27 protein-coding genes are annotated in these 26,272 nt (G+C 66.0%); 12 read left to right on the top strand and 15 right to left on the bottom strand.

From position 1 onward, the window contains the following. Window positions 1–199 precede the first annotated feature (199 nt). From WC585_RS05950 to holA, 4 genes are all read left to right on the top strand, one after another. Window positions 200–673, top strand: coding sequence for a DUF3576 domain-containing protein (locus WC585_RS05950; protein WP_373256679.1), 474 nt, complete (start codon window positions 200–202; stop codon window positions 671–673). Between the two features lie 66 nt (window positions 674–739). Continuing rightward, window positions 740–3,298 carry a leucine--tRNA ligase gene (leuS, locus tag WC585_RS05945; protein WP_373256678.1) on the top strand — a complete coding sequence of 853 codons (2,559 nt, stop codon included), beginning with the start codon at window positions 740–742 and terminating at the stop codon, window positions 3,296–3,298. Next, window positions 3,298–3,783: an LPS assembly lipoprotein LptE gene (gene lptE / locus WC585_RS05940; protein WP_373256676.1), complete on the top strand. Its 486-nt coding sequence runs from the start codon at window positions 3,298–3,300 to the stop codon at window positions 3,781–3,783. The genes leuS and lptE overlap by 1 nt, the downstream gene beginning before the upstream one ends. 58 nt (window positions 3,784–3,841) lie before the next feature. Further along, entirely contained in the window at window positions 3,842–4,894 is a 1,053-nt protein-coding gene (gene holA / locus WC585_RS05935) for a DNA polymerase III subunit delta (protein ID WP_373256674.1), read from the top strand. A 36-nt stretch (window positions 4,895–4,930) separates the two neighbouring features. Here holA and WC585_RS05930 read toward each other — a convergent pair whose 3' ends face one another. From WC585_RS05930 to hemE, 12 genes are all read right to left on the bottom strand, one after another. Then, on the bottom strand, window positions 4,931–5,116 hold the full coding sequence (locus tag WC585_RS05930; RefSeq protein WP_373256673.1) for a hypothetical protein: 186 nt from the start codon (window positions 5,114–5,116) through the stop codon (window positions 4,931–4,933). A gap of 4 nt (window positions 5,117–5,120) precedes the next feature. Then, a complete protein-coding gene (locus WC585_RS05925; protein WP_373256672.1) occupies window positions 5,121–5,732 on the bottom strand; it encodes a class I SAM-dependent methyltransferase in 612 nt (203 codons plus the stop codon). A gap of 1 nt (window position 5,733) precedes the next feature. Continuing rightward, window positions 5,734–6,573, bottom strand: coding sequence for a ParB/RepB/Spo0J family partition protein (locus WC585_RS05920; RefSeq protein ID WP_373256814.1), 840 nt, complete (start codon window positions 6,571–6,573; stop codon window positions 5,734–5,736). Between the two features lie 81 nt (window positions 6,574–6,654). Further along, complete coding sequence (locus WC585_RS05915) at window positions 6,655–7,467, bottom strand: ParA family protein (RefSeq protein WP_373256670.1); 813 nt, start codon at window positions 7,465–7,467, stop codon at window positions 6,655–6,657. Continuing rightward, window positions 7,451–8,023: a 16S rRNA (guanine(527)-N(7))-methyltransferase RsmG gene (rsmG, locus tag WC585_RS05910; RefSeq protein ID WP_373256813.1), complete on the bottom strand. Its 573-nt coding sequence runs from the start codon at window positions 8,021–8,023 to the stop codon at window positions 7,451–7,453. The genes WC585_RS05915 and rsmG overlap by 17 nt, the downstream gene beginning before the upstream one ends. Before the next feature lie 44 nt (window positions 8,024–8,067). After that, entirely contained in the window at window positions 8,068–9,927 is a 1,860-nt protein-coding gene (gene mnmG / locus WC585_RS05905) for a tRNA uridine-5-carboxymethylaminomethyl(34) synthesis enzyme MnmG (protein WP_373256669.1), read from the bottom strand. 94 nt (window positions 9,928–10,021) lie between these two features. After that, the gene (mnmE, locus tag WC585_RS05900) at window positions 10,022–11,332 is read right to left on the bottom strand and encodes a tRNA uridine-5-carboxymethylaminomethyl(34) synthesis GTPase MnmE (RefSeq protein WP_373256668.1); all 1,311 of its coding nucleotides are present in this window, start codon (window positions 11,330–11,332) and stop codon (window positions 10,022–10,024) included. 136 nt (window positions 11,333–11,468) lie between these two features. Continuing rightward, a complete protein-coding gene (locus WC585_RS05895) occupies window positions 11,469–11,699 on the bottom strand; it encodes a DUF6489 family protein (protein ID WP_373256667.1) in 231 nt (76 codons plus the stop codon). A 131-nt stretch (window positions 11,700–11,830) separates the two neighbouring features. Then, complete coding sequence (rho, locus tag WC585_RS05890; protein WP_373256666.1) at window positions 11,831–13,255, bottom strand: transcription termination factor Rho; 1,425 nt, start codon at window positions 13,253–13,255, stop codon at window positions 11,831–11,833. Window positions 13,256–13,463: 208 nt separating this feature from the next. Continuing rightward, entirely contained in the window at window positions 13,464–13,943 is a 480-nt protein-coding gene (locus tag WC585_RS05885) for a CopD family protein (RefSeq protein ID WP_373256664.1), read from the bottom strand. After that, on the bottom strand, window positions 13,943–15,007 hold the full coding sequence (hemH, locus tag WC585_RS05880; RefSeq protein ID WP_373256662.1) for a ferrochelatase: 1,065 nt from the start codon (window positions 15,005–15,007) through the stop codon (window positions 13,943–13,945). The genes WC585_RS05885 and hemH overlap by 1 nt, the downstream gene beginning before the upstream one ends. Continuing rightward, on the bottom strand, window positions 15,004–16,050 hold the full coding sequence (gene hemE / locus WC585_RS05875; protein ID WP_373256660.1) for a uroporphyrinogen decarboxylase: 1,047 nt from the start codon (window positions 16,048–16,050) through the stop codon (window positions 15,004–15,006). Before hemE ends, hemH begins: the two co-directional genes overlap by 4 nt. 526 nt (window positions 16,051–16,576) lie before the next feature. Between hemE and WC585_RS05870 the strand changes: the two genes are divergently transcribed. The 5 genes from WC585_RS05870 to dnaQ are packed head-to-tail and all read left to right on the top strand — an operon-like array spanning window position 16,577 to window position 20,203. Further along, entirely contained in the window at window positions 16,577–17,446 is an 870-nt protein-coding gene (locus WC585_RS05870) for a pyruvate, water dikinase regulatory protein (RefSeq protein ID WP_373256658.1), read from the top strand. Continuing rightward, window positions 17,443–18,045 carry a nucleoside triphosphate pyrophosphatase gene (locus WC585_RS05865; RefSeq protein ID WP_373256657.1) on the top strand — a complete coding sequence of 201 codons (603 nt, stop codon included), beginning with the start codon at window positions 17,443–17,445 and terminating at the stop codon, window positions 18,043–18,045. The genes WC585_RS05870 and WC585_RS05865 overlap by 4 nt, the downstream gene beginning before the upstream one ends. Then, window positions 18,042–18,848: a shikimate dehydrogenase gene (locus WC585_RS05860; RefSeq protein WP_373256655.1), complete on the top strand. Its 807-nt coding sequence runs from the start codon at window positions 18,042–18,044 to the stop codon at window positions 18,846–18,848. The genes WC585_RS05865 and WC585_RS05860 overlap by 4 nt, the downstream gene beginning before the upstream one ends. Beyond that, window positions 18,845–19,486: a dephospho-CoA kinase gene (gene coaE, locus WC585_RS05855; RefSeq protein ID WP_373256653.1), complete on the top strand. Its 642-nt coding sequence runs from the start codon at window positions 18,845–18,847 to the stop codon at window positions 19,484–19,486. Before WC585_RS05860 ends, coaE begins: the two co-directional genes overlap by 4 nt. Window positions 19,487–19,492: 6 nt before the next feature. Then, window positions 19,493–20,203, top strand: coding sequence for a DNA polymerase III subunit epsilon (dnaQ, locus tag WC585_RS05850; RefSeq protein WP_373256652.1), 711 nt, complete (start codon window positions 19,493–19,495; stop codon window positions 20,201–20,203). 20 nt (window positions 20,204–20,223) lie between these two features. Here dnaQ and secB read toward each other — a convergent pair whose 3' ends face one another. Continuing rightward, window positions 20,224–20,748 (bottom strand): protein-export chaperone SecB, encoded by a 525-nt coding sequence (gene secB / locus WC585_RS05845; RefSeq protein WP_373256651.1) that lies wholly within the window; start codon window positions 20,746–20,748, stop codon window positions 20,224–20,226. A 226-nt stretch (window positions 20,749–20,974) separates the two neighbouring features. Here secB and timA point away from each other — a divergent pair, with 226 nt between their 5' ends. Both timA and WC585_RS05835 read left to right on the top strand, forming a co-directional pair. Further along, window positions 20,975–21,616, top strand: coding sequence for a TIM44-related membrane protein TimA (gene timA, locus WC585_RS05840; RefSeq protein WP_373256649.1), 642 nt, complete (start codon window positions 20,975–20,977; stop codon window positions 21,614–21,616). 137 nt (window positions 21,617–21,753) lie between these two features. Next, window positions 21,754–22,758, top strand: coding sequence for an MltA domain-containing protein (locus WC585_RS05835; protein WP_373256648.1), 1,005 nt, complete (start codon window positions 21,754–21,756; stop codon window positions 22,756–22,758). Here the strand turns inward: WC585_RS05835 and WC585_RS05830 are convergent. Beyond that, complete coding sequence (locus WC585_RS05830; protein ID WP_373256647.1) at window positions 22,727–23,374, bottom strand: rhomboid family intramembrane serine protease; 648 nt, start codon at window positions 23,372–23,374, stop codon at window positions 22,727–22,729. The genes WC585_RS05835 and WC585_RS05830 overlap by 32 nt on opposite strands. A 71-nt stretch (window positions 23,375–23,445) precedes the next feature. After that, window positions 23,446–25,035, bottom strand: coding sequence for a helicase HerA-like domain-containing protein (locus tag WC585_RS05825; protein ID WP_373256646.1), 1,590 nt, complete (start codon window positions 25,033–25,035; stop codon window positions 23,446–23,448). Between the two features lie 97 nt (window positions 25,036–25,132). Between WC585_RS05825 and WC585_RS05820 the strand changes: the two genes are divergently transcribed. After that, the gene (locus tag WC585_RS05820) at window positions 25,133–26,254 is read left to right on the top strand and encodes an AI-2E family transporter (RefSeq protein WP_373256644.1); all 1,122 of its coding nucleotides are present in this window, start codon (window positions 25,133–25,135) and stop codon (window positions 26,252–26,254) included. Window positions 26,255–26,272 lie beyond the last annotated feature (18 nt).

Below are 26,272 nucleotides of genomic sequence, written 5' to 3'. Positions count from 1 at the left end.
AGACTCCGTACCGCTGCTGTGGCGCTATCATCACGCCTTGCTCTGGTATGATCCGCAGCCGCAACGCGACTTCGCCTTGTCATCGCCCCTTTTCGCCGTGTTATAGAGCACAGCAATGAGACCTCTATCCTGTACGGATCGGGTCACGCTCGTGCGCGGATGGGTCCGCTGCACGCCTTCGATAGGGATGGAGTGTCTAATGGTGCTGGTTCGCGGCGCAACGATTGCCCTGATCGCTTCCGGCGTCCTGCTGAGTGGCTGCTCGGCGGACCGTCCCTTTGGACCGACGATCGGCGACGTCTTCGGAGGCGGCAACGCGACACGCGAAGCCGCAGCCAATGCCCAGACCGGCATCGGCGTAAACGCCTTCCTGTGGCGCGCCACCCTGGACACTCTCAGCTTCATGCCTCTGGCCAATGCCGATCCCTGGGGCGGCGTGGTGAACTACGACTGGTACAGCGACCCCCAGACGCCGAACGAGCGGTTCAAGGCGACCGTCTTCATCCTGGACACGCGCCTGCGCGCCGATGCACTGAACGTCACGGTCAACAAGGAAGTCCGCGACGCCGCCGGTCAGTGGACCGCCGCCCCGGTCGCCGCCCAGACCGAGACGGACCTAGAAAACGCGATCCTGACCAAGGCGCGTCAGCTCAACCTGTCCAACACCCGCTAAACCCGCTTTACCAAGACCTGCCTCCTTCAGGCTCGCCCTCTAGGAGCGACTGCCTGAAGGATACCCGTGGCCGCCACTCGCTACGAACCCAAGACCGCCGAACCCCGTCAGCAGTCCCGCTGGGCTGAGGCTGACGCCTTTTCGACGCCGACCGAAGGTACCGGAAAGCCGAAATACTACGTGCTGGAGATGTTCCCCTATCCGTCGGGCAACATCCACATGGGCCACGCGCGCAACTATGTGATGGGTGACGTGGTGGCGCGCTCCAAGCGGGCGCAAGGGTTCGATGTCCTGCACCCCATGGGCTGGGACGCCTTCGGACTGCCGGCCGAGAACGCGGCCATCGAGCGGGGCATCCATCCCGGCGACTGGACCTGGTCCAACATCGCCACCATGCGCGACCAGCTGAAGCTGCTGGGCCTCTCCCTGGACTGGTCCAGAGAGTTCGCCACCTGCGACCCGGCCTATTACGGCCAGCAGCAGGCCTGGTTCCGCGAGCTGTTCAAGCGGGGACTGGTCTATCGCAAGGAGGCTGTGGTCAACTGGGATCCGGTCGATAACACCGTCCTGGCCAATGAGCAGGTGGTCGACGGGCGCGGCTGGCGCTCGGGTGCCGTCGTCGAGAAGCGCAAGTTGAACCAGTGGTTCCTGCGCATCACCGACTATGCCGACGATCTGATCGAGGGGCTGAAGGAGCTGGAGGGCCGCTGGCCCGACAAGGTCCGGCTGATGCAGGAAAACTGGATCGGACGGTCCAAGGGTCTGCAGATGACCTGGCAGTGGGCCGGTGACGCCCCCGACGCCACGCCGGACGGTCTGGAAATCTATACCACCCGCCCTGACACCCTGTTCGGGGCCAGCTTCATGGGCATCGCCGCCGACCATCCGGTCGCCCGCGCCCTGGCCGAAACTCACGCCGGGGCCGCAGCCTTCGTCGCCGAGTGCCGCAAGGGTGGCTCGACCCAGGCCGAAATCGAACAGGCCGAAAAGATCGGCTTCGACACCGGCCTGAAGGTCATCCACCCCCTCGACGGGCGCGAAGTGTCCGTCTGGATCGCCAACTTCATCCTGTCGGACTATGGCACCGGAGCCATTTTCGGCTGCCCGGCGCATGACCAGCGCGACTTCGAGTTCGCGACCAAATACGGCCTGCCCATCCTGCCCGTGGTCAGACCCGATGGCGCAGGGGACGACTTCGGCGTTGATGGCGAGGCCTATACGGGCCCCGGCACCATCTTCCGCTCCGATTTTCTGGATGGGCTGGAGATCGAGGCCGCCAAGGCCGCAGCCATCGCCCGCATCGAGGCGGCCGGCCAGGGCGAGGGCAAGACCATCTACCGCCTGCGCGACTGGGGCGTCAGCCGCCAACGCTACTGGGGTTGCCCCATTCCCATCGTCCACTGCGATAAGTGTGGGGCGCTGCCCGCTGCGGACCTGCCGGTCGAACTGCCCAGAGACGTCACCTTCGACACACCCGGCAATCCACTGGACCGCCATCCGACCTGGAAGCACGTCAAATGCCCCACGTGTCACGGTGATGCGACACGCGAGACAGACACGCTGGACACCTTCGTCGACTCCAGCTGGTACTTCGCCCGTTTTACCGACCCGACGGCCTCCGAGCCAATCTCGCATGCTGCTGCCAACCACTGGCTGCCAGTGGATCAGTATATCGGCGGGGTCGAACATGCGGTGCTGCACCTGCTCTATGCCCGCTTCGTCAGCCGTGCCCTCAGCGATGCCGGGCTGATGACGGTCAGGGAACCGTTTGCGGGCCTGTTCACCCAAGGCATGGTCGTCCACGAGACCTATCGCCGGGCAGACGGTGCCTGGGTCGAGCCCACGGATGTCGAGCTGACCAATGACGCCGGCAAGCGCTCGGCCCGCCAGCTCTCGACCGGCGAGACCCTGACCATCGGCGACATCGAGAAGATGTCCAAGTCCAAGAAGAACGTCGTCGCGCCCCAGGAGATCGTCGACACTTACGGGGTCGACGCTGGTCGCCTGTTCGTCCTGTCCGATAGCCCGCCGGAGCGGGACGTGCAATGGACGCCCGGCGGCGTCGAGGGGGCCAGCCGTTTCGTCCAGCGTGTCTGGGCTGAAGTCGATGGCTATGACTCCGCCTTTGCCGGGGAAGCCGAAGCCAATGCCGCCCTGGTCCGCGAGACGCACAAGGCGATCAAGGCCGTGTCCGAAGGGATCACCGGCTTCCGCTTCAACTCCGCCATCGCCAAACTCTACGCCTTCGTCGCCACGATCCGCGACAGCGCCAAGGCGGGGGGCGAGGCCAAGCGTGAGGCGCTGAAGGCCCTGCTGGGACTGGTCGCGCCGTTCACGCCACACCTGGCCGAGGAAGGCTGGACGCGACTGGGGGAAGAGGGGATGATCCTGGATGCGCCCTGGCCGGTCTATCATCCGGCGCTGGCGGCCGACGACGAGGTTACCCTGCCAATCCAGGTCAACGGCAAGCGTCGCGGCGAAATCCGCGTGGCTCGCGGGCTGGACCCGGCAGAGGTGGAGGCGATCGTCATGGCCGATCCAGAGGTGCAGGCACGGCTGGAGGGCCAGACGGTGAGGAAGATCGTGGTGGTCAAGGATCGCATCGTCAATCTGGTGGTCGGCTGATGCGCGGGATTGCCCTGACGGTTGTCGCGGTTGCGGGACTTCTTGTCTCCGCTTGCGGCTTTACGCCCATCTACGGCGACGGCGGTGCGGTCGGCTCCAACCTGTCTCGCATCGCCGTGACGACCCAGGACGACCGTCTGGGCTATCGCGTACGCGAACAGCTGGAAGATGCCTTGGGCCGCAATGGTGCCGTCGCGCCTCTGTACCGACTGGAGACGGCCATCGAACAATCCCGCCGCCCGCTGGGACGCCGCATCGACGACACGGCCACACGCTATGAGCTGACGGTGCGCGGGGCCTGGACCCTGACTCCTCTCAACGGCGGCGCGCCAGTCACTGGTATCGAAACCGTCACCACCACCTATGCCGCCGCCGACCAGCCCTATGCCGCCATCGCCGCCCAACAGGACGGCGAGGAACGCGCCGCCGCCGAACTGGCCCGCCTGATCCGCCTGGACCTGATGCGGACTCTGTCGGCCGAGTGATGCTGGCCCCCTCCACCATGCTGCGCATGGTCCCCCTCGCCCAGCGGGGGATGAGAACGTGATCCTGGCCAAACGGCCCGAGGTCGATCGCTTCCTGAAGGCCCCGGACAAGGGTGTCCGCGCCGCCGTCATCCACGGCAAGGACCGTTCGGGTGTGGCCGAACGCGCAGAGACCCTGTGCAAGGCCATCACGCCGGATCTGAACGACCCCTTCAATGTCACCCTGCTGACCGACAGTGACATCGACGGCGACGAGGCGCGGCTGGAAGAGGCCCTGACCGCCCTGAGCATGATCGGCGGACGCCGTCTGGTCCGCGTGCGTCTGGGGGCCGAGAAGGCCTCGATCGACAAGATGCTGGCCGCCGCCCTCAAGGCCCATGCCGACGGCGGATACAATCCCGACGCCATGCTGGTCATCGAGGCCGGGGCCCTGGGCCGCGACTCGGCCCTGCGCAAGGCGGCGGAGGCTTCCAGCGGGGCCGTCGGCATCGCCTGCTATGAGGACGAGACGGGCGATGTGGCCCGGATGACGCGCGAGGCCCTGGCGGCGGACAAGGTCGGCCTGACCGGCGACGCCCTGGACCGGTTCGTCTCCCGCCTGCCCCGCGAACGCGGCCTGATGCGTCAGGAGATCGAGCGGCTGGCTCTCTACATCGGCCCCGGCTCGGGCCGTACCATCGATGTCGAGGAGCTGGAGACCCATCTGGGCGTCGAGCCCGATGCCTCGCTTCAGGACGCCGCCCTGCAAGCCTTCGGCGGTCGCCCCGCCCCCGCCCAAGCCGGATTGCGCCGCGCCTTTGCCGAGGGGGAATCCCCGGTCATGGCCGTGCGCCAGGCCTCGATCCATCTGGGCAAACTACGCCGCATCAATGTGCTGCAATCCAATGGTGCAGGCTCCAAGGAGGCCGCCAAGGCCGCCGGCGTCTTCTGGAAACAGGAGGCGGAAATGCTGCGCCAGGCCCGCAGCTGGCGGCTGGAGGACCTTGATCGCGTGCTGGACAGCGTCAATGCCGCCGACATCGCCACCAAGACGACCGGCTCGCCAGACCTGCTGATCGCCGAGCGTCTGATGCTGGAGATTTCGGCGCGCGCGAGGCGGCTGGGGCTTTGAATTTTAGGCCTAACGCGCTTCGCGCTACTTGAGGCCCTAGCCCCGCTTGGACGCCTTGCGGAACGCCGGCTTGTTGGCCGCCGCATTCTGCTGCGCGACCTTCTTCTCGGCATGCTGGCCAGGCTTGAAGCCGCCGCTTGAGGGCGCGGCGCTTCCCGCCTTCTTGGCCGCAAGGGCCTTCTTCATCGCTTCGGCGGTCGGGTTCGAGGGCTTTTCAGTCATGTCTTCAGTCTGACACGCGTCGTCGCGCCAGCCAAACGGTCGCGCCGCCACAGTCGGGGTCGTTGTTCCTATGTTGCAAAAGCTCGAACCCGGCGCGTGTCAGATGGTCTCGGTAAGCCTCGGGAGACAGGCTGCCATGGTAGAGGGGTTCGCCACGCCATTCACCGACGTATTCGCCCGCCTCGGATGAGCTTGTGAACATCAGGACGCCGCCCGGCTTCGTATGACGTCGATAGACATCGAACATGCTGTTCTGAGCTTCAGGTGTCAGATGGATCGCGCTGTGCCAGACGACCAATCCATCGAATTGCTGCGCCAGATCGAGGTCGCGCATATCCGCCACGATCCAGTTTTGATCAGCAAAGCGTTCGCGGCACAGGGCGATCAGACCAGGCGAAGCGTCCACGCCAGTCACTGAACGACCGCTCTGGATCAGATAGCGGGCGATCGGTTCGCCCGACCCACAGCCCAGATCCAAAATGCCGCCACTGAAAGGCACGTGCGCCAGAAAGGCATCAAGCCAGGCTCTTTCGAACAAGGTCTTGGTGCGATCGGCGTCGAAATCAGACGCACGGCGGCTGTAGAGATCGACTATCCCGTTCGCCGCCGAGGTCATGTCACAGCCGCATCAAACGGCGACACAGATCATCCAGCTGTTCCAGCGAGCCATATCGCAGGGTCAGCTCGCCCTTGCCGCCCTTGTCGGCCAGGCTGACCTTCAGGCCCAGGGCGTCGGCCAGATCCTGTTCCAGCGCCGCGATGTCGGCATTGCCGCTCATGTCGATTTCGCCGGGCCGGGCCTTCTTCGGCTTGGGACCTTCGGCGGCGCGGCGGGCCAGAGCCTCGGCTTGACGAACGTTCAGCCCATCCCTGACGATCTGCTCAGCCAGCACTCCTGGGTTGGGTGCGGTGATCAGGGCCCGGGCATGACCGGCGCTCATCTGGCCGCTGCGGACATATTGCAGGACATCGTCCGGCAGCTGCAACAGACGCAAGGTGTTGGCCACATGGCTGCGGCTTTTGCCGACGACGCCGGCGACCGCGTCCTGGGTGCGGCCGAACCGCTGCATCAGTTGGGTGTAGGCGTCCGCCTCTTCGAGCGGATTCAGGTCGGCGCGCTGGACGTTCTCGATGATGGCGACCTCGAAGACTTCGACGTCGTCCATCTCGCGCACGACGATCGGCACCTGGGTCAGGCGGGCCATCTGCGACGCCCGCCAGCGACGTTCCCCGGCGATGATCTGCCAGACGCCGTCCTCGCCCGGCTGTGACCGCACCAGGATAGGCTGAAGCACGCCCTTGTCGCGGATCGAGACCGACAGCTCTTCCAGATCGGTCGCGTCAAAGATCTTGCGCGGCTGGTCCGGATTGGGCTTCAGGCTCTCGATCGGGGCCATCTGCACGCCGGTGGGCACGGGCGAGCCGTCGACCGGGGCCTCGTTCACCTGTTCGCCCAGAAGGGCCGAAAGGCCCCGGCCCAGACCCCGTTGCGGGCCACGTTTGGCGTCGGTCAAGATGCTGATTCCGTTCTGTTAAAGTCAGGCCGCCAGCAGGCGGCGCTTGCGTTCGCGCGACACGACCTCGCGCGCGAGGCGCAAGTAAGCCTGGCTGCCGGCGCATTTCAGGTCGTAGATCAGGGCGGGCTTGCCGAAAGACGGGGCCTCGGCCACCCGCACATTGCGCGGAATGATGGCGTCATAGACCTTGTCGCCGAAATGGGCCCGCACATCGTTGGCGACCTGGCCGGACAAGGCACTGCGTCGATCATACATGGTCAGCACCAGCCCCTGGATTTCCAGCGACGGATTCAGGCTCTGACGCACCATATCGATGGTCTTCATCAGCTGGGTCAGGCCCTCCAGTGCAAAGAATTCGCACTGCAACGGCACCAGAACCGCATCGGCGGCGGCCATGGCATTCAGCGTCAGCAGGTTGAGAGACGGCGGGCAGTCGATCAGGACATAGTCATACTTCGTATGGCCATCAGCGCCCTGCCCTGCCAAGGCATCCTTGAGCCGGAAGGATCGGCGATCCGCTTGGCTGAGTTCGATCTCGACGCCCGACATGTCGGCATCGGCGGGAATAATCCAGAGGCCCGGTACGGTCGTCTGCACGGCAGCATCGTCAACCGACCGCGAGTCCACCACCACGTCATAGATGGTCACCCGCCGTGTTTCACGTGGAACACCCAAACCCGTGGAGGCATTGCCCTGAGGGTCCATGTCCACGATCAGCACCTTTTCGCCGATTGCCGCCAAGGCTGTGCCCAAGTTGATGGCGGTCGTGGTCTTGCCGACCCCACCCTTCTGGTTCGAGACGGCCAGGACGCGGGTCTTACCAGGATTTGACACGGCTGATGCCCCGAACAGATACGATACGGCCGCGCGGGTCACTGCGCGAGATGGAGAGGTTGCTTTTGAACTGCCAGACCTTGCGCGCCTCGGCTACCTCACCCTCGGCCTTTTCCCCTTTCAGGAACAGGCCTGTGGCACCGCGTTGTAGATAAGGCTGTGCATAGCCCAGAAGCTTTTCCATCGGGGCCACCGCGCGGGCCGTCACGACCTCGACGGTCACCGCATTATCTTCGGCACGCCCGTTCAACACGGTGGCCCGCAGGGACAGGCCATCGACCACCTCCTGCAGAAAGCGGCAGCGCTTGCCCAGGCTGTCGATCAGCCAGACGTGGCTCTTGGGCTGGGTCTTCAGCATGATGGCCAGAACGATGCCAGGAAAGCCAGCGCCGGCGCCGAGGTCGGCCCAGGTCTGGGCACCGGGTGCATGCTCAAGAAGTTGGGCGGAGTCCCAGATGTGGCGGTTCCAGACGTCCGGCAGGGTGTCGGGCCCGATCAGGTTCATGACCGCATTGGCCTCGGTCAGCCGTGTGATGAACCGTTCGAGATCACCCATCTGGGCGGGGGTTGCGTTGGTGAGGGCTTGGAACTCTGTCGGGGTCAAGCGGCCACCTTGCGTTTCACGTGCGACAGCAGGGCCGTCAGAGCTCCCGGTGTCATGCCTTCGATCCGGCCGGCTTGGCCGAGCGTACGAGGCTGAACCAGGGACAGCTTCTCCCTCGCCTCGTTCGAAAGGCCGCCGATGGCCGCATAGTCCAGGTCGACAGGCAGAGCCAAGGCCTCCTCGCGGCGCAGCGCTTCGGCGTCGGACGCCTGACGATCCAAATAGGTGGCGTAGCCTGCGTCGATCTCGACCTGATCTCGCACGGCGCAGGACCATGTGGCGATCTGGGGATAGGCCGCTTCAAAATCGGCCAGGCTGACATTGGGATAGGCCAGAAGCTCGCGCATCGTGCGCCGCTGGCCGTCAGCATTCACCGGAATCCCCAAGGCAGCCGCCTCCTTGGGCGTGAACCGTGTTTCACGTGAAACAACGGCGGCTTCGGCGAGTTGTGCCGCCTTGATCTCAAACGCTACTCGACGTTCCTGAGATACGATGCCCGCCGCGATAGCCAGTGGAGTCAGGCGTTGGTCGGCATTGTCGGCACGGAGCGTCAGGCGGTACTCGGCCCGGCTGGTGAACATGCGATAGGGCTCGGTCACGCCGCGCGTCACCAGGTCGTCGATCATCACGCCGATATAGGCCTGGTCCCGGCCGAGGATAACAGGGTCGGACTCCGAGGCGGCACGCGCGGCATTCAACCCGGCGATCAACCCTTGCGCCCCCGCCTCTTCATAGCCGGTCGTGCCGTTGATCTGACCAGCCAGATAGAGGCCCGGCCGCTTCTTGACCTCCAGCGCGGGGGTCAGTTCGCGCGGATCGACATAGTCGTACTCGATGGCATAGCCGAAGCGGAATACCTCGACCGATTCCAGCCCCGGAATGGTGCGCAGGAAGGCCGACTGGGTCGCATCCGACACCGAGGTCGATATGCCGTTGGGATAGACGGTCGGATCGTCCAGACCCTCGGGCTCCAGGAAGATCTGGTGCGAGGTCTTGTCGACGAACCGCACCACCTTGTCCTCGATCGAGGGGCAATAGCGGGGTCCGCGACCGGACAGATGGCCGCCATAGACGGCGCTCTCGCCCAGGTTTTCGGCAATGATCCGGTGCGTTTCGGCATTGGTATGGGTGATGCCGCAGGCGATCTGGGGGACGTCAATCCGGTCGGTCAGGAAGCTGAACGGCACCGGCTCGTCATCGGCGGCCTGCATCTCCAGCCGGTCCCAGGCGATGGTACGCCCATCCAGACGCGCGGGTGTGCCCGTTTTCAGCCGGCCCATCATCAGGCCCGCGCCATAAAGGTCCGCCGCCATGCCTGTCGAGGGTGCCTCGCCGTGGCGCCCGGCAGGAATACGCTGGTCGCCTTTGTGGATCACGCCGTTCAGGAAGGTGCCGGTCGTCAGCACGACGGCAGCGGCGCGGAGCTCTAACCCCTCCCCCGTCGTCACGCCTACGACGCGGGCACCGTCCATGATCAGCGTTTCGGCGGTCCCGGCCATCAAGGTCAGATTTGGCGTCTGCGCCAGTTCGCCCTGCATGGCCTCGCGGTAGAGGCGGCGATCGATCTGGCTGCGTGGGCCTTGGACCGCTGCGCCCTTGGAGCGGTTCAGCAGGCGGAACTGTATCCCCGCCCGGTCACCCAGTCGGCCCATCAGGCCATCCATCGCGTCGATCTCGCGGACCAGATGCCCTTTGCCCAGACCACCGATGGCCGGATTGCAGCTCATCTCGCCGATGGTTTCGAGCTTCTGGGTCAGCAGCAGGGTCCTGGCCCCGGCGCGTGCAGACGCTGCCGCGGCCTCGCATCCCGCGTGGCCGCCGCCGATCACAATGACGTCGAAACGGGTGGAGTTCATGCGAGGGGACATAGGACAGGCCGAGCCGAAAAGCCAGACGGCACGGGGTCATGCCGGTAAGGCCGTACCGTGTTTCACGTGAAACAAACCGGTGTTACTTGCCGATGCAGAAGCTGGAAAAGACCTCGCCGAGCACATCCTCGACCCCGATGGCACCGGTGACGCGGCCTAGGGCGTCGGCGGCCCGTCGCAAGTCGTCGCCAGCCATTTCGGGGGCGATGTCCAGCGCCCGTCGAGCAGCCTCGACCGCAGCGAGGGCATCAACCAGACGCAGCCGATGCCGCTCGCGCGTGACAGCAGGAAAATCGGCACCCGACAGATCCGCCTGCAACCGGGCGGCGAGAAAGTCGTGTAGGCCCTGAAGTCCCTCGCCGGTCGTGGTGCTGACGCTGATCGCAGAGGCATGCGCGGGCGGCACCGCCCCGAGGTCAGCCTTGGTGAAGACGGTCACGTCATCAGGCTTGGCGAATGTTGCCGCGACGCCGTCGGGATCACCCGGTCCGCGCACCCACAGACGCAGGTCCGCCGCCTCGGCGCGCGCCCTCGCCCGCCGCACGCCCTCGGCCTCGATGGGGTCATCGCTGTCTCGCAACCCCGCCGTATCGGACAGGGTCACCGCATAGCCTCTGATGATCAACTCGGCATCCAAGACATCCCGAGTCGTGCCGGCGATCGGCGTGACGATCGCCGCCTCGCGGGCAACCAGGGCATTGAACAGCGACGACTTGCCAGCATTGGTCTCGCCGATAAGGACGATCCGGTAACCGTCGCGGACCCGCTCACCGCGGTGAGCATCGGCCAAGGCCGACTTCAGGTCCGCGATCAGCGCGTCCAGCACAGGCCCCGCCGTACGAGCCAGATTGTCGGGCACCTCCTCGTCCGGAAAATCGATCTCGGCCTCGACGAGAGACAAGGCCTTGAGCAGGTCGCGGCGGAAACCGGCATAGGTTTGAGACAGGGCTCCGTCCAGTTGACCCAATGCCTGGTTTGCTTGGGCCGTGGTCTCGGCATCGATCAGATCAGCCACCGCCTCGGCCTGGGCCAGGTCCATGCGGCCGTTCTCAAAGGCACGGCGGGTGAACTCGCCGGGCTCGGCCGGGCGCAGGCCGAGCGCGATCAGAGCGGCACTGACGCCCTCGACCACAGCCCGTCCACCGTGAAGGTGAAGCTCGGCGCAGTCCTCGCCAGTGTAGGATTTTGGGCCCGGAAAGCTCAGGACGAGGGCCTGGTCAAGGACAGCCTCACGGTGTCGCAAGGTTCGCAGACTGGCCATACGGGGAATGAGGTCGCCGGCTCCGAGCGCGCTCAGGGCCTCATCGGTGCCCGGGCCAGACAGGCGCAGAATGGCGATGGCCCCGCGGCCGGGCGGGGTGGCGAGGGCGAAGATGGTGGGGGGGGGCGTCAATGTCTCCTCCCCCATCGGGGGAGGGGGACCATCCGAACGATGGTGGAAGAGGCAAGTCCGGACGTCAGCGATTGGGGTTGGCCCCCTCCACCGCTTCGCGGCCCCCCTCCCCGGATGGGAGAGGAAAAGAGCGGCATCACCCCTTGGGCACCGCCGCTTCCATCAGTTTGCGGAACTGGTCCTGGGCCTGCAGTCCATAGCTGGTCCAGCTCTTCATCAGCTCTTCCGGTTTCATGGCCGTGATGTTCTCGTCCATGCGGCGCTGCATCTCGGCGACCAGGTGGTCGTTCAGCGGTGCGACGTCCGGAAGGCCCAGAAAGGCGCGTGCTTCCGCCGGGGTGCAATCCACCTCTACCGTGACCTTCATCGCCGCTCTCCCTCTGTTTCACGTGAAACATGGCATACTCTTTTTCCTAACGCCTGACGCGCGGCGTCAGACTACTTGAGGAAACGGGCCCTCAAGCAGCCTCGCACCGCGTGCGAGGCGATAGGGCAACATCAGGTATTCATCGACTGGAAGAAGTCCGCGTTGTTCTTGGACTGGCGCAGCTTGTCGAGCAGGAATTCGATCGCGTCCTGCGGGCCCATGGGGTTCAGGATGCGGCGCAGGACATAGGTCTTGGCCAGCTGATCCTTGGGCGTGATCAGCTCTTCCTTGCGGGTGCCGGACTTGAGCACGTCGATCGCCGGGAAGATGCGCTTGTCGGCGACCTTGCGGTCCAGCACGATCTCGGAGTTGCCGGTGCCCTTGAACTCTTCGAAGATGACCTCATCCATGCGCGAGCCGGTGTCGATCAGGGCCGTGGCGATGATGGTCAGCGACCCGCCCTGCTCCACATTCCGCGCCGCACCGAAGAAGCGCTTGGGTCGTTGCAAGGCGTTGGCGTCCACGCCCCCGGTCAGGACCTTGCCCGACGACGGAACGGTGGCGTTATAGGCCCGGCCCAGGCGCGTGACCGAGTCCAGCAGGATGACAACGTCGCGCTTGTGCTCGACCAGGCGCTTGGCCTTTTCGATCACCATTTCGGCGACGGCGACGTGACGGGTGGCGGGCTCGTCGAAGGTCGAGGCCACGACCTCGCCCTTCACCGTGCGCTGCATGTCCGTGACTTCTTCCGGACGTTCGTCGATCAGCAGGACGATCAGGAAGACTTCCGGATGGTTGCGCTCGATCGACTTGGCGATGTTCTGCAGCATGACGGTCTTGCCGACGCGCGGCGGGGCGACGATCAGGCAGCGCTGGCCCTTGCCGAGGGGGGCGACGATGTCGATGACCCGCCCCGAGCGATCCTTGAGGGTCGGATCCTGGATTTCCATGATCAGACGCTCGTCGGGATAGAGCGGCGTCAGGTTGTCGAACAACACCTTGGTCGAGACCATCTCCGGGTCTGCGAAGTTGATGGTGTCGACCTTCAGCAGGGCAAAATAGCGCTCGCCCTCGCGCGGACCACGCACGGCTCCGTGGACGGTATCGCCGTTGCGCAGGCCAAAGCGGCGGATCTGCGAGGGCGAGACATAGATATCGTCCGGACCCGGAAGATAGTTGGCGTCCGGGCTGCGCAGGAATCCGAAGCCGTCGGGCAGGATTTCCAGCACGCCCGAGGCGATGATCTCCACCTCCTCGTCGGCCAGGGTCTTCAGGATGGCGAACAGCAGGTCCTGCTTGCGCAGATTGCCGGCGTTTTCGATCTCCAGGCCTTCGGCGAAGGCGACCAGATCGGCGGGTGTCTTGTCGTTCAGCTCCTGGAGCGTGATGCGACCGTTGGGGACGCTGGATTCGCCGCCCTCCTCATCCTCGTCCTCGCTGACCTCCTGATCGACCATGGGCAGGTCGGCAGCAGCGGGTGCGCCGTGTTCGACCTCGGTCGCGGCGTCATCGACGGGGGTTTCGGCTTCAGTGGGGGTGTCGGTCTGGTCGGTCATAAGGGCCATCAGCGTCATCGCCGCCGGACAGGGTGTCGGGCGGGCGGGAAAAATCTGGAAATGTCGGACCCGAGGGTCAGGGGAGTACGACGGGCTCCCACGGTCGAACCGGCGGGCGTCGCAAAGAGAGAGGGACCGCCCCAAGACGGAGGACGGTTCGCGGCCAGCGAAACCACGGCGCGACGCTCAGGTCAAGCGTCGCCGCTTTTCAGAACACCCACTGCGTCGTGACCGACAGCACCATGACGATGGCCAGCAGGAAGGGAATTTCGTTGGTCATGCGCCAGAAGCGGCCGGTGCGGGTCGAAGTCCCGGCCTGAATCCGCTTGAACTGCCCCGCCAGATAGCCGTGCCAGCCGCTGAGCAGGACGACGCCGATCAGCTTGGTCGCCATCCACGGCTGCGCCAGAAAGGCCCAGCCCTGGCCGAACTGGACGACATGGATCTCGATCATCCAGACACCGAAGATCCACGACGCGATCATGGCCGGGTTGAGGATGATCTTCAGCAGGCGGCGCTGCCAGGGACGCAGCAGCGCGCGCATTTCGGACCGCAGCGGCTCGGGCTTGGCGGCCTGTTCGGCGTCATAGGCATAGAGGCGCGGCAGGAACAGCAGACCGGCCATCCAGGCGATGACCGCAAGGATATGAAGCCCACGGACGATCTCGAAGGTGGTGGCGACGTCCATCACGCCGCCTTGCGCTGGCATTGATAGGGACAGGCCTTCCAGCGCCCTTGGCAGCCCGGCCCGTGCGGGGCAACACCCTGTCGCGGCAGGGCCTCGATCACGGCATCAGCCAGGGTATCGACGAACAGGGGCGATACACCGACTGCCGGTGTCCTCAGATAGGGCGAGACCCCCAGCTCGTGCGCCAGTTCGCCGTATTCGATGTCCAGCTCGACCAGGGTCTCGATATGTTCGGAGACGAAGGCGACGGGCACGACGATCGCCCCCACCCCATCCTGGGCGGCCTGTTTGATGGCATCCGGCGTCGAGGGGCCCAGCCATTTCATCGGCCCGACCCGGCTCTGATAGCACAGGGTCCAGGCGTCGGGGGCCAGCCCGGCGGCGGCAGCGATGGCGGCACAGGTCGCCTCGACCTGTTCCTGATAGGGATCGCCCTTCCTGGTCACCAGCATTTCGGGGATGCCGTGGGCCGAGAACAGCACCCGCACGGCGGCGTCACCGGCCTCGGCCAGCTTCTGGCGCACGGCCTCGGCCTGGGCCTGGATCCAGCCGGTCCCTTGCGGATAGCAGCAGACGGTCCGGCTCTGGCCCGATCCCGCATAGACCTCGTGCCAGCGCTTCAGCGAGGACTCCGTCGTCGTCGTCGAAAACTGCGGATAGAGCGGCAGCAGCACAATCTCGTCCGGGGCGAAGGCGGCGACATCGACCGCCGTCTCCTCGGTCAGAGGATGCCAGTAGCGCATGGCGATGAAGGCCCGAACCTCGTCACCGGGCAGGCGATCGGCCAGCACGGCGCCCAAGGCCTCGGTCTGACGCCGCGTCTCGGGCAGCAGGGGCGAACCGCCCCCCATCAGGGCATAGTTGGCCTGGGCACTGGTCTCGCGTCGGCTGGAAATCAGCCTGGCGATGGCGGTGCGGAAGATACCGGGCAGGCCGATGATGGCCGGGTCATTGAACAGGTTGAACAGGAACGGCTTGACCGAGGCCTGGTCGTCCGGCCCGCCGAGGTTGAACAGGACGATGGCGATACGCCGTCCGCTGCGTGTTTGGCCAACGTCCGTCATTGGGCACCGATCCGGCGCAGGACTTGTTCGACATGGGCGACCGGCACATCCGGCATGATCCCATGGCCTAGGTTGAAGATCCACGGCCCGTCGCCCCAGGCGGCCATCAACTGATCAACCCGGCAATCCAGCGCATCGCCACCGGCCCGCAGCAGCAGGGGATCGAGCGCGCCCTGAATGGGTTTGATGGCCTGAACCCGCTTGCCGATCTCTAGTGGACAGGCGGTATCCAGGGCCACCGCCTGAACATCGACCTCGGCGGCATACCGTTCAGCATGGGCGGCAGAGCCACGCGGGAAGCCGATCAGCGGCACGGTGACACCCAGTTCGCGCGTACGGGCCACCAGCGCCTGATGCGGTCGCAGGACCAGGCGCTCGAACAAATCGTCCGGCAGGCCCTCGGCCCAGCTCTCGAAGATCTTCAGGACTTGCGCCCCGGCATCGGCCTGCATCTTCAGATAATGGGCCGTGGCCTCGACCAGGACCTCCAGCGTGCCGTCAACGCGGGCGGGGTCTTCGTAGGCATATTTCCGGGCCGTGGCGCGCTCGCCCTTGCCGATCGTATTGTGATGTCCGTCCAGCATATAGGTGGCGACGGTCCAGGGGGCACCGGCAAAGCCGATCAGGGCTCGCTCGGGCTCCAGTTCGGCCCGGACCAGGGACAGGGTCTGGCCCACCTGATGAAGATAGCGGCCCGCGCCCTCAGCCTTCTCACGCATATGGCCGACGGACGGCATTTCGCCCAGGCGTGGCCCCTCACCGGTCTCGAACCAGACGTCTTGGCCCAGAGCCTGGGGGATCAACAGGATGTCGGCAAAGACGATGGCCGCATCAAAGCCCAGCCGCTTCATCGGCTGCAGCGTCGCCTCGGCCGCCATCTGCGGGTTCAGGCAGAAGGCGATGAAGTCGGGAGCCTGGGCCCGCAGAGCCCGGTATTCCGGCAGGTAGCGCCCGGCCTGACGCATGAACCACACCGGAGGCCGGTCGGTCGTCTCTCCGGCCAGAACGCGGAGAAGCAGGGGGGTGTCAGGGTGCGTGATCATTAGATTGGGGCTTAGCCTTCGGTACCGCCCCGCTCAAGCCCGCCCATGTCGCACCCCCTTCCTTCTCAATAAAAGAATCGAAGATTGAATTGAGGAGGAAGGTAGGGCCGGGGACAGCGGGGATAATCGTCAGCATCGCTCCGATTCCGGATCGTTTGTCCCAAGGTCGTCATGTTCGGTCGACGGGCGCATCGGCAGGCTGGGGGAAACGGGGATAAGTTCTAACGAGACCTTAACGGGCGGCCTTCTGAGGCTCATCGGGCCTGGGACCAGCTGGGGGTCGTTAAGACCTTGTTAAGGAACTCCACAGTCGATCGGGGGACAGGATTACCCTTCTGGACAGTTGCCACCCGAAGGCTCGCTGCCGTCCACCGTCGTCCCCGCTCGCCGGGTGAAGATGCGGGCGCTATAGGGATTGGACCCCGGTCTTCGCGTTTCGGCGCCCCGGCCCGTCCACAGGAGTCCGTGCCATCGTGAGCGATCATCCCCACCTGCGATCATCGACATCTGTCAGGGGCGCACAGGCATGAATGCGGCGCGCACAACCGGGCGATCTCGCCTGGCCACCTATTTCCACGTGCATCTGGTGTCGGATTCGACCGGCGAGACCCTGAATGCCATGGCCAAGGCGGTGGTGGCGCGGTTCGACGGCGTCATTCCGATCGAGCACATCTATGCCCTGGTCCGTTCCGACCGCCAGATGGAGCGGGTCCTGGCTGAGATCGCCTCGGCCCCCGGCGTGGTTCTGCATACCCTGGTGGATCGCGAGCTGCGCGATCAGCTGGAGGAAGGGTGCCGTGTGCTGGACATGCCCCAGATCGCCGCGCTGGATCCGCTGGTCGGGGCCCTGTCCCGCTATCTGGGCGCGGCCCTGTCGACCCGGGTGGGGGCGCAGCATGCGCTGGACACCGACTATTTCAACCGCATCTCGGCCCTGGATTTCGCTATGGCCCATGACGACGGCCAGGGCACGACGGAGCAGCTGGAGGGGGCCGACGTGGTCCTGTGCGGCGTCAGTCGTACGTCCAAGACCCCGACCTGCATCTATCTGGCGCACCGCGGCATCCGCGCGGCCAATGTGCCCCTGGTTCCCAATCAGGAAGATGGCGAGCGGCTGGTGGGGCTCAAGAACCCTCTGGTCGTGGGCCTGACGGTGTCGCCCGACCGACTGGTCCAGATCCGGCGTAACCGCATCGATGGGCTGAACGCCTCCCACACCAGCGCCTATACCGATCAGGAGGCCGTGCGCGACGAGACGGTCAAGGCCCGCCGGGCCTTCGAGCGTCGCGGCTGGCCTGTCATCGACGTGACCCGGCGGTCGGTCGAGGAGACGGCGGCAGCCATCATCAACGTCCTCAATGAGCGCCGTACCCAGCGCGCGGGAGCCAACTGGTGAGCCAGAATAGCGAACGTCTGATCCTGGCCTCCAAGAGCGCTGCCCGCCACGCTATGCTGGAGGGGGCGGCCGTACCGTTCACCGTCCATGTCGCTGATGTGGACGAGGACGCGATCAAGGCGCAGCTGGCCGATCACGACGCCGCCGAGCTAGCCGTCGAACTGGCCCGGGCCAAGGCCCTGGCGGTGTCGCGCCATCATGAAGACGCGTGGGTGCTGGGGGCGGACCAGACTTTGGCCTTCGATGGCGGTCTGATCTCCAAGGCGAAGTCGCTGGAGGCGGCGCAGGCGAGGTTGGCGCAAATGCGGGGCCGGTCGCATCAGCTGCATTCCGGAGCGGCTCTTGCTCGAAATGGTCAGATCGCCTGGTCGGGCGTGGATACAGCGACCCTGACGATGCGCGATTTTTCCGACGGCTTTCTGGACCTCTATATGGCGACCGAAGGCGAGGGCCTGTTGTCCTGCGTCGGCTCCTACCGTTTGGAAGGCATGGGCGCGCAACTGTTCGAGCGGGTCGAGGGTGACTATTTCACCGTCCTTGGCCTCCCGTTATCGCCGGTCCTGGCTGAACTGCGCCGTGCGGGCGTGCTGATGTCATGACCGCCCTGTCGCGCCTCGCAGGGGTGGCCGGTCAGCCGATCGCCCACTCGCTCAGCCCGCTGATCCATTCGACCTGGATCATAGCGGCGGGGCTGGACGCCAGTTATGAGCCGTTCGGTCCGATGGATGAGCTCGCCTTCGCCGCCCTGGTGGACGAGGGCCGCGCGGGGCGGCTGACGGGGCTGAACGTCACGGCCCCCTACAAGAGCCTGGCGCTCGCCCTGGCGGATCAGACCAGTATCGTGGCCTCGACCTGCGGGTCGGCCAATCTGCTGACCTTTCGGGAGGGGCGGGTTCATGCGGACAGCACGGATGGAGAGGGGCTGATGCAGGCCCTGGCCGAACAGGCCCCGGATCTGAACGTGGCGGGTCAGTCCGTGGTCATTCTGGGCGCGGGCGGCGCGACGCGCGCGGCGGCGGTTGCCCTGAAGGCGGCCGGGGCCAAGGTCGGACTGATCAATCGCACGCGGTCAAAGGCCGAGTTGCTGGCCGAAGACCTGGGTATTGAGGTGGCGGACCCCGAGGTGCTGGAAAAGGCCGCGCTCGTCGTGAATGCCCTGTCGGTACAGCCGGATTTCGATGTGGGCCGGCTCAGCCGCGAAGCCGTCCTGATGGACATGACCTATCGACCGCTGGTCACGCCGTTTCTGGCGGCCGGCCGGGCGCGAGGCCTGCGCACCGTCGATGGGCTGGCCATGCTGATCGGCCAGGCCAGACCCTCATTCGAGGCGATGTTCGGGGTGCCGGTGCCGCCGGTGGATATCCGGCGCGTGGTTCTTGATGCTCTGGGGGAAACCGCATGATTGTGCTGGGTCTGACCGGCTCCATCGGCATGGGCAAGTCCACGACGGCGCAGATGTTCGCCGACACAGGAGCGCTGGTCTGGAATGCGGATGAGGCCGTGCATGCGCTCTATGCCAAGGACGGGGCAGCGGTCGAACCCGTCGGTACGGCCTTCCCCGGCGTGGTCGTCGATGGGGCCATCGATCGTACCCGTCTGGCCGAGGCCTTGGGGCGGGACGATCAGGCGTTCAGGCGGCTGGAGCAGATTGTGCATCCGCTCGTGGCGAGGGGCCGCACCGACGATCTTGTGGAGGCGGAACGACGCGGGGTGAAACTGGCGGTTCTGGACATCCCCCTGCTGTTCGAGACCGGCGGAGACGCCGCCGTCGATGCCGTGGTGGTGGTCACGGCAGATGCGGACATTCAGGCCGCCCGCGTCCTAGCCCGTCCGGGCATGACCCGCGACCGCTTCGAAGCCATCCTGGAGCGCCAGACGCCCGATGCGGAAAAGCGTCGTCGGGCCCACTTTATCGTAGATACCGGCCACGGGCTGGAGGCTGCGCGGGCACGGGTGACCGAAATCGTGGGGACCGTTCTGGATCCAGCGTGGACACCCCCGCGCCGCTCTCTTTCGTCGGCGGACGAAGCGCCCCATTAAGACGCCATGTCACGCGAAATCGTCCTCGATACGGAAACCACCGGCTTTGATCCCCGCACGGGCGATCGGCTGGTCGAGGTCGGCTGTATCGAAATCCATGACCTGTTGCCGACGGGCCGGACGTTCCACCGTTTCGTCAATCCGGAGCGGTTGATCCCCGCCGGGGCCATGGCGGTGCACGGCATCACCGACGAACAGGTCAGGCATGCCCCCAAGTTCAAGGAGATCGTCCGTGATCTGATGGAGTTCATCGGCGACGCGCCGGTGATCGCCCACAACGCCGCCTTCGATCGCAGCTTCATCGACCATGAATGCGGTTTGTGCAGCCATCCACTGCTGGAGGCTGACCGCTGGATCGACACGCTGAAACTGGCCCAGAGCCGGTTTCCGGGCATGCCCAACTCTCTCGATGCCCTGTGCAAGCGCTACAAGATCAGCCTGGTCGACCGCACGATGCATGGGGCCCTGATCGATGCGCGGCTGCTGGCCGAAGTCTATCTGGAACTGCGCGGAGGCAAGGAACGCAGTCTGGACCTTTCGTCCGCCAAGGCGGTAGCCGCTGCCGTCGCCGCCGACCGCGCCCAGGGCTATGTCTCGCGCGAGCGCCCCCTGGCCGCGCGCTCAACCGACGAGGAACGGGCCATCCACGCCGCCTTCCTGAAGGCGACGCTCAAGGATCACTCGCTGTGGGCAGGGTACGGAGTGGAGGTCGGCTGAGCCGACCCCCGAAGCTCGGATCAAGCCTGGCCAGTGTCCATTGGACCGCGCGCGATCTGCTGCTGGCGCGCCACATAGATGCCGGCGAAGTCGATCGGGTCCAGCATGAAGGGCGGATAGAAGCCGCCGTCCGAGGTCGCGCCGGCGATGATCTCGCGGGCGAACGGAAACAGATAGCGCGGGCATTCGATCAGCAGCATCGGCTCGATGTCCTGCTCGGCCACGCCGGACAGGGCGAACAGGCCGCCATAGACCAGCTCGACCGCGAAGACGGTCATGGTGTCGGTGGTCGCCTTGACGGTCAGACGCAGCTCGACCTCGAACAGGCCGTCGGGGCGACCCTGGGCATTCATCTCGACACCCAGGTCGATGGCGGGCTTGCCCTCGATACGCAGGCTGTCGGGCGCGCGCGGATTTTCGAAGGACAGGTCCTTGGCGTACTGGGCGACGATACGGAAGCCGGGGCCGGTCGGCTGGCCTTCGGTGGGCGCGCCGTTCTGGCTGTCGGTCGGCGTGTCAGTCGGGGCGGGCGTTACGTCGGTCATCGTGAGGCGCGATCTGTCTGAAAGGTTGGGCGACGCATGCGGGCGTCAATGAGGCGCGGCGACTAACACGAGGGGGCGAACACGGCAATCTGGAGCGTTCTACCAAGCATCCCGGGAATGGCCAGGGTGCCGCACGGCGTGGCGTTCGCCTTGCGCCGCCCCATATGAGCCCCTAATCCTCACACTTCGCGCCGCCCGGCTTCGGGCGACAGCCTAAGGAATACCAGTGCCGGCCCAGATCCAGATCGTCATCTACGCCGCCATCGCTGCCGTCGTCCTGTTCATGCTCTATAATGTGCTGGGCAAGAAGGTCGGTCGCCAGCCCGAGGAGGACGCCCGGTCCAAGCCGCCGTTGCCAGCCGGTGGCGGCCCTGTGCCCGAGCCTGCCAATGGCGCACGCCCCAACGTCCTGGACGCTGTCACCCTGGCCTCGATCGCGGGACTGAAGGCGCGCGATCCGAACTTCGACCCCGCCCGCTTTCTGGACGGGGCGCGTCAGGCACACGAGACCATCGTGCGGGCCTATGCCGAGGGGGATCGCGAGACGCTGAAGCCCCTGCTGGCCCCGGTGGTGATGGAGAGCTTCGAAGGTGGCATCGCGGCGCGCGAGGCGCGGGGCGAAACTGAAACCGTCGAGTTCCTGCATCCCGCCCGCGCCGATCTGGAGCTGGCCACGGTCAACGAGAACCGCGCCATCACCAAGGTCCGCTTCCTGGCCGAGCTGCGCAACCGGATCAAACCGGCGGGCGAGGCGGTCGAGGAGCAGGTCGAGGAGCGCCGCGTGGCGGAACTCTGGACCTTCGAGCGCACCTTGGGGGCCAGTGACCCGAACTGGGTTCTCGCCCGGACGGAATCCGCCTCGGCATGATGCCTGGCCACCGCGCGGATCGTTCCCAGGGAACGGTTCGGGCGGGTCTGGTCCTTATGGCCACGCTTGTGCTGGCCGCCTGTTCCAGCGGCCCGATGGTGCCAACCGGGCCCCTGTCACCGTCGCCATCATATCCAGTGCCCTCGCAACCGACGCCGGACGCCCCGCCGCCCGCCGACGGCCCGGCCAGTCTGGTCGGTTGGGCCAGCGAGGATCATCTGTCGGCCTTTAACGCCTGGGTCGATGGCTGCGGCGTGGCCCGCGATGCTGCCGCACGGGTCCAGTGCGACCGGGCCATGCAGATCCGCCGCATGTCGCGCCCGGTCACCCCGTCGATGGCGCGCACCTTCTTCGAGACCGGCTTCGTCGTCGTGGCCGCGCGGACCGACGACGGCTCGCCCGGCCTGCTGACCGCCTATTTCGCGCCGGAGTATCAGGCACGGCGTCGGCCGGATGCGACCTTCGATGCGCCGGTCCTGGCCCGCCCTGCCGGGTGGTCACGCGGCCAGACCCTGCCCGACCGCGCCGCCATTGAGGCCGCGCCGCAGGCGGTGTCGAGCCAGGCCCCTCTGGCCTGGATGCGGGCCGAGGACCTGTTCTTCATGCAGATCCAGGGCTCCGGCTATTTGACGTTCGAGGATGGATCAAAGACTCGAGCCTCTTATGCCGCCGATAACGGCCGCACTTTCGTCGGCATCGCCCGGCCGATGGCCCAGCAGGGGCTGCTGCCCGCCAACGGCACCTCGGGCGAGGCGATCCGCGCCTGGCTGGCCGCGCATCGGGGGGCTGAGGCGCGGCGCGTCATGGCCCTGAACCCGCGCTACATCTTCTTTGCCATGGACCCCGACGACGGGGGCGACCCCAATGGGGCGGCCGGCATCGCCCTGCCCGCCCGACGCGCCATCGCCATCGATCCGGCCCACTGGCGTTATGGCGATCTGGTCTGGATCAGCGCCGACGGCGGCAATCTGGCTGGGGCCCGCGCCAGTTATCAGGGCCTGGTCATGGCGCTGGACACCGGCTCCGCCATCCGCGGCCCCGTCCGCGCCGATCTCTACATGGGCCGGGGCGAGGCGGCGGGCGAAGAGGCGGGAGCCGTTCGGCATCCGCTCAGGATGTGGCGGCTGGTGCCTCGACCGTAGTCGTCTCGGCTGGCTTGATCAGCCAAGGTGCAGCGAGGAGACCGAATAGAAAACCTCCGAGATGAGCTTCCCAAGCCAACCCGCCAGCGCCTCCTTCAAGTCGAGCGAGCAGGAATAAAGCTCCGAAAAGCACGAGGTTGCTGATGGCAAATTCTCGAATTCCGACAAGCACGTCTCTTGAGCGGAGTGATTTAACGAAGCGTGTTTCGGTATCGCAACGGACCGCCAAGCCCCAGAGGCCACAGATGGCTCCGGAAGCGCCAACCATCGGCAATCCATCCGAGGGATGAAGAAGAATGTAGGCGATTGCGCTCGCGCCAGCGGCCCCCGCTAGCACCAACCCGTACCGCGCCCAACCACTCAAGCTGAAGCCGAGAAACGGGCGCAGGTAGACAGTCAAGCCGATCAGCGCGCTACAGTTCATAAATAGGTGCCAGGGGCTAGCGTGCGCAACTGCGTGCGTCAGCATGGTCACCCATCGTCCATCGGATAATGCTTGTCGCGACAGGCCCCAGGCCAAAGGGCCGCCTGTTTGCCACTCGGCCAATCCAGCAATCACCATCAACGCAACAAGAATAAAGGCCGGCAAGGCACCTTGCCGGATGTCGTCAGCCAAGGCTGTAAGCCAAGACAGACGGCCTAGTCGGTCACTTGAGACCTTCTGAAGAGTTGTCAGCTGCGGCTGAGTCACCGCCTCTTCAGCCCGCCCAGCAGGCCCCGCAGCAACTCCCTCGTGATCGTGCTCCCCGCCGTCCGCAAGACGGACTTCGTCGCCGCCTCGATCGGGGTTTCGCGGGTGGAGCGGCGGGCGGGGGCTCTCGCAGACGTGCGGGCGCGGGCGGCGTCGCGTTCGTATTGCGCCTGCTGGCGAGCCTGTTCCTTCAGGCGTGCGGCCTCGGCCTTGTCGGCTTCCTTGGCGGCGGCTGCATCGGCCTTGGCCTGGGCTTCGGCCAGCTTGGCCTCGGCCAGTGACTTGTCGGCCTCGCCCCGGCGGGCGGCCAGGACTTCCTCGGCGGACTCGCGGTCGATGGGGCTGTCATAGATGCCGCGCACGGGGCTGGCGGCCATGACGGCGGCGCGCTCGGCGTCGGTGGCGGGGCCCAGGCGGCTGTCGGGCGGGCGAACGGTCGTGCGCGCCACGATGCGGGGAGCTCCCTTTTCGTCAAGGGTCGAGACCAGGGCCTCGCCTACGCCCAGGCCCTGGATGGCTTCGGCGGTGTCGAACGCCGGATTGACGCGGAAACTCTGCGACGCGGCCTTAAGCCCCTTCTGCTCGGCAGGCGTATAGGCGCGCAGGGCATGCTGGATGCGGTTGCCCAGCTGGGCCAGGACGCTGTCGGGAATGTCGGCCGGGTTCTGCGTCACGAAATAGACGCCGACGCCCTTGGAGCGGATCAGGCGCACCACCTGCTCGACCTTCTGGCGCAGGGCGTCGGGCGCATCGGTGAACAGCAGGTGGGCCTCGTCGAAGAAGAAGACCAGGCGCGGTTTGTCCGGATCGCCGACCTCCGGCAGTTGCTCGAACAGTTCGGACAACAGCCACAGCAGGAAGGCCGCATACAGGCGCGGGCTGTTCATCAAACGCGTGGCGTCCAGCACATTGACCTGACCCCGTCCGTCTAGGCCGGTGCGCAGCATGTCCTCCAGCCGCAGGGCCGGTTCGCCGAAGAAGGCAGCCCCGCCCTCCTGTTCCAGCTGCAGGATCGCCCGCTGGATGGCGGCGATGGAGACGGGGGCAACATTGCCGACCTCGCGCCCAATCCGCTCCGCATTCTCGCCCACATGGGCCAGCATGGCGCGCAGGTCGTCCAGGTCGAGCAGAAGCAGGCCTTCCTTGTCCGCGACATGGAAGACGACCGACAGCACCCCCTCCTGCACCTCCGACAGGCTCAGCATGCGGGCCAGCATGACCGGGCCGATCTCGCTGACGGTCGTGCGGATCGGGTGACCCTTCAGTCCGTACAGGTCCCAGAAGACGACGGGGGCGGCCTTGGGCGTCAGCGTCAGCCCCATGCCGGAGGCGCGGGCCAGCAGCTTCTCATTGGGCGAGCCGGGCATGCAGATACCGGACAGGTCGCCCTTCACATCGGCGCAGAAGACCGGGACGCCCGCATCCGAAAACCCCTGAGCCATGATCTGCAGCGTCACCGTCTTCCCGGTGCCGGTCGCGCCCGCGACGACGCCGTGCCGGTTCGCCCGGCCCAGCAACAGGGTCTGGAAGGCCTTGTCGGCGTCCATGGACTGGCCAAGGAAAAGACTGGGGGCGGCTTCGGTCATGGGAACTCCGAACGGGGGTTGCGCACTCATCGTCTACCGGCGGGCCACGAGGTTCAAGGCCGTTGACGACGCTTGCCTGGACCTTGACCATATGCCGATGAAATTGCCCATCACCTTCCCGACCTCGGCCGTGTCGCGCAACGCCATGGTGATCATCGCCGTGGTGGCGGTCGGGGCCGCCCTCTACTGGCTGAGGGGCATCCTCACACCCCTGGCCATGGCCATCTTCCTGATGATCATGATCGACGGGGTGAAGCGGTCGATCGAGAAGCGTACGCCTCTGTCGCCTCGCTGGTCGGGAATTGCGGCCCTGACGGTCGTGACCATCGGCTTCTTCATTTCCATCGCCATCATCGTCGATGGGGCGGCGGGCTTTTTTGGTCAGGCCAGTGGCGTGTCGTCCAGCATCGGACCGCGTCTGGATCAAATTCTGCAGGACGTCTGGTCCATGGTGGGGGCAAACGAACCGCCAACCGCGACGGACCTGATCGCCCAGCTGGATGTGCGTTCCTATCTGACCCAGGCAGCTTTCCAGGCGCAGGGCGTGGCGTCTGGAGCCTTCTTCGTCCTGATCTATCTGGGCTTCCTGCTGGCGGCGCAGAAGGGCTTCGGCCGCAAGATGGCGGGCCTGTTCCCCAAACGCGCCGACCGCGCCGAGGCGCTGGAGGTCTTTCATCGCATCCGGGGCGGCGTGGAGGGCTATCTGTGGGTCCAGACCGTCACCGGTGCCCTGATCTGTCTGGTGGCCTGGATCCTGATGCGGGTCGTCGGGCTACAGAATGCAGAGTTCTGGACCTTCGTCATCTTCGTCGTCGGCTTCATTCCGGTTCTGGGCGGAGCCGTCGCGGGACTGGTTCCGCCCCTGTTCGCCCTGGTGCAGTTCCAGAGCTATTGGCCCGCGCTGATCCTGCTGGTGGGTCTGCAGACGATCCTGTTCATCAGCGGCAACCTGATCCAGCCGCGCATGCAGGGCGACAATCAGAATATCGACCCCATCGTGGTCCTGCTGGCCCTGGCCTTCTGGGGCCAGCTGTGGGGCGTGACCGGCATGTTCCTGTCGACGCCGCTGGCCGTCATGGCCATGGCGATCCTGGCCGAGTTCCGGGGCTCGCGCTGGATGGCCATCCTGCTGTCCGGCGACGGCGCGCCCTATGCGCACGAGGAGGAGGAGAAATCCGCCTCCCGTAGCCGACGCCAGGCTGCGGCCACCGCAGACTGACCCCGCGTCAACCTGCCG

This window comes from Brevundimonas sp., assembly GCF_041648055.1.
Lineage (GTDB): Bacteria > Pseudomonadota > Alphaproteobacteria > Caulobacterales > Caulobacteraceae > Brevundimonas.
The sequence above is the reverse complement of the archived record's forward strand: the minus strand, read 5'-3'. Positions and strand labels throughout refer to the sequence as shown.

Coding starts and splice junctions, on each gene's coding strand:
- WC585_RS05950 (WP_373256679.1), top strand. CDS start 200: ATGGTGCTGGTTCGCGGCGCAACGATTGCCCTGATCGCTTCCGGCGTC.
- lptE (WP_373256676.1), top strand. CDS start 3,298: ATGCGCGGGATTGCCCTGACGGTTGTCGCGGTTGCGGGACTTCTTGTC.
- WC585_RS05930 (WP_373256673.1), bottom strand. CDS start 5,116: ATGACTGAAAAGCCCTCGAACCCGACCGCCGAAGCGATGAAGAAGGCC.
- WC585_RS05925 (WP_373256672.1), bottom strand. CDS start 5,732: ATGACCTCGGCGGCGAACGGGATAGTCGATCTCTACAGCCGCCGTGCG.
- rsmG (WP_373256813.1), bottom strand. CDS start 8,023: ATGGGTGATCTCGAACGGTTCATCACACGGCTGACCGAGGCCAATGCG.
- mnmG (WP_373256669.1), bottom strand. CDS start 9,927: ATGAACTCCACCCGTTTCGACGTCATTGTGATCGGCGGCGGCCACGCG.
- WC585_RS05895 (WP_373256667.1), bottom strand. CDS start 11,699: ATGAAGGTCACGGTAGAGGTGGATTGCACCCCGGCGGAAGCACGCGCC.
- rho (WP_373256666.1), bottom strand. CDS start 13,255: ATGACCGACCAGACCGACACCCCCACTGAAGCCGAAACCCCCGTCGAT.
- WC585_RS05885 (WP_373256664.1), bottom strand. CDS start 13,943: ATGGACGTCGCCACCACCTTCGAGATCGTCCGTGGGCTTCATATCCTT.
- hemH (WP_373256662.1), bottom strand. CDS start 15,007: ATGACGGACGTTGGCCAAACACGCAGCGGACGGCGTATCGCCATCGTC.
- hemE (WP_373256660.1), bottom strand. CDS start 16,050: ATGATCACGCACCCTGACACCCCCCTGCTTCTCCGCGTTCTGGCCGGA.
- WC585_RS05870 (WP_373256658.1), top strand. CDS start 16,577: ATGAATGCGGCGCGCACAACCGGGCGATCTCGCCTGGCCACCTATTTC.
- WC585_RS05860 (WP_373256655.1), top strand. CDS start 18,042: ATGACCGCCCTGTCGCGCCTCGCAGGGGTGGCCGGTCAGCCGATCGCC.
- coaE (WP_373256653.1), top strand. CDS start 18,845: ATGATTGTGCTGGGTCTGACCGGCTCCATCGGCATGGGCAAGTCCACG.
- dnaQ (WP_373256652.1), top strand. CDS start 19,493: ATGTCACGCGAAATCGTCCTCGATACGGAAACCACCGGCTTTGATCCC.
- secB (WP_373256651.1), bottom strand. CDS start 20,748: ATGACCGACGTAACGCCCGCCCCGACTGACACGCCGACCGACAGCCAG.
- WC585_RS05825 (WP_373256646.1), bottom strand. CDS start 25,035: ATGACCGAAGCCGCCCCCAGTCTTTTCCTTGGCCAGTCCATGGACGCC.
- WC585_RS05820 (WP_373256644.1), top strand. CDS start 25,133: ATGAAATTGCCCATCACCTTCCCGACCTCGGCCGTGTCGCGCAACGCC.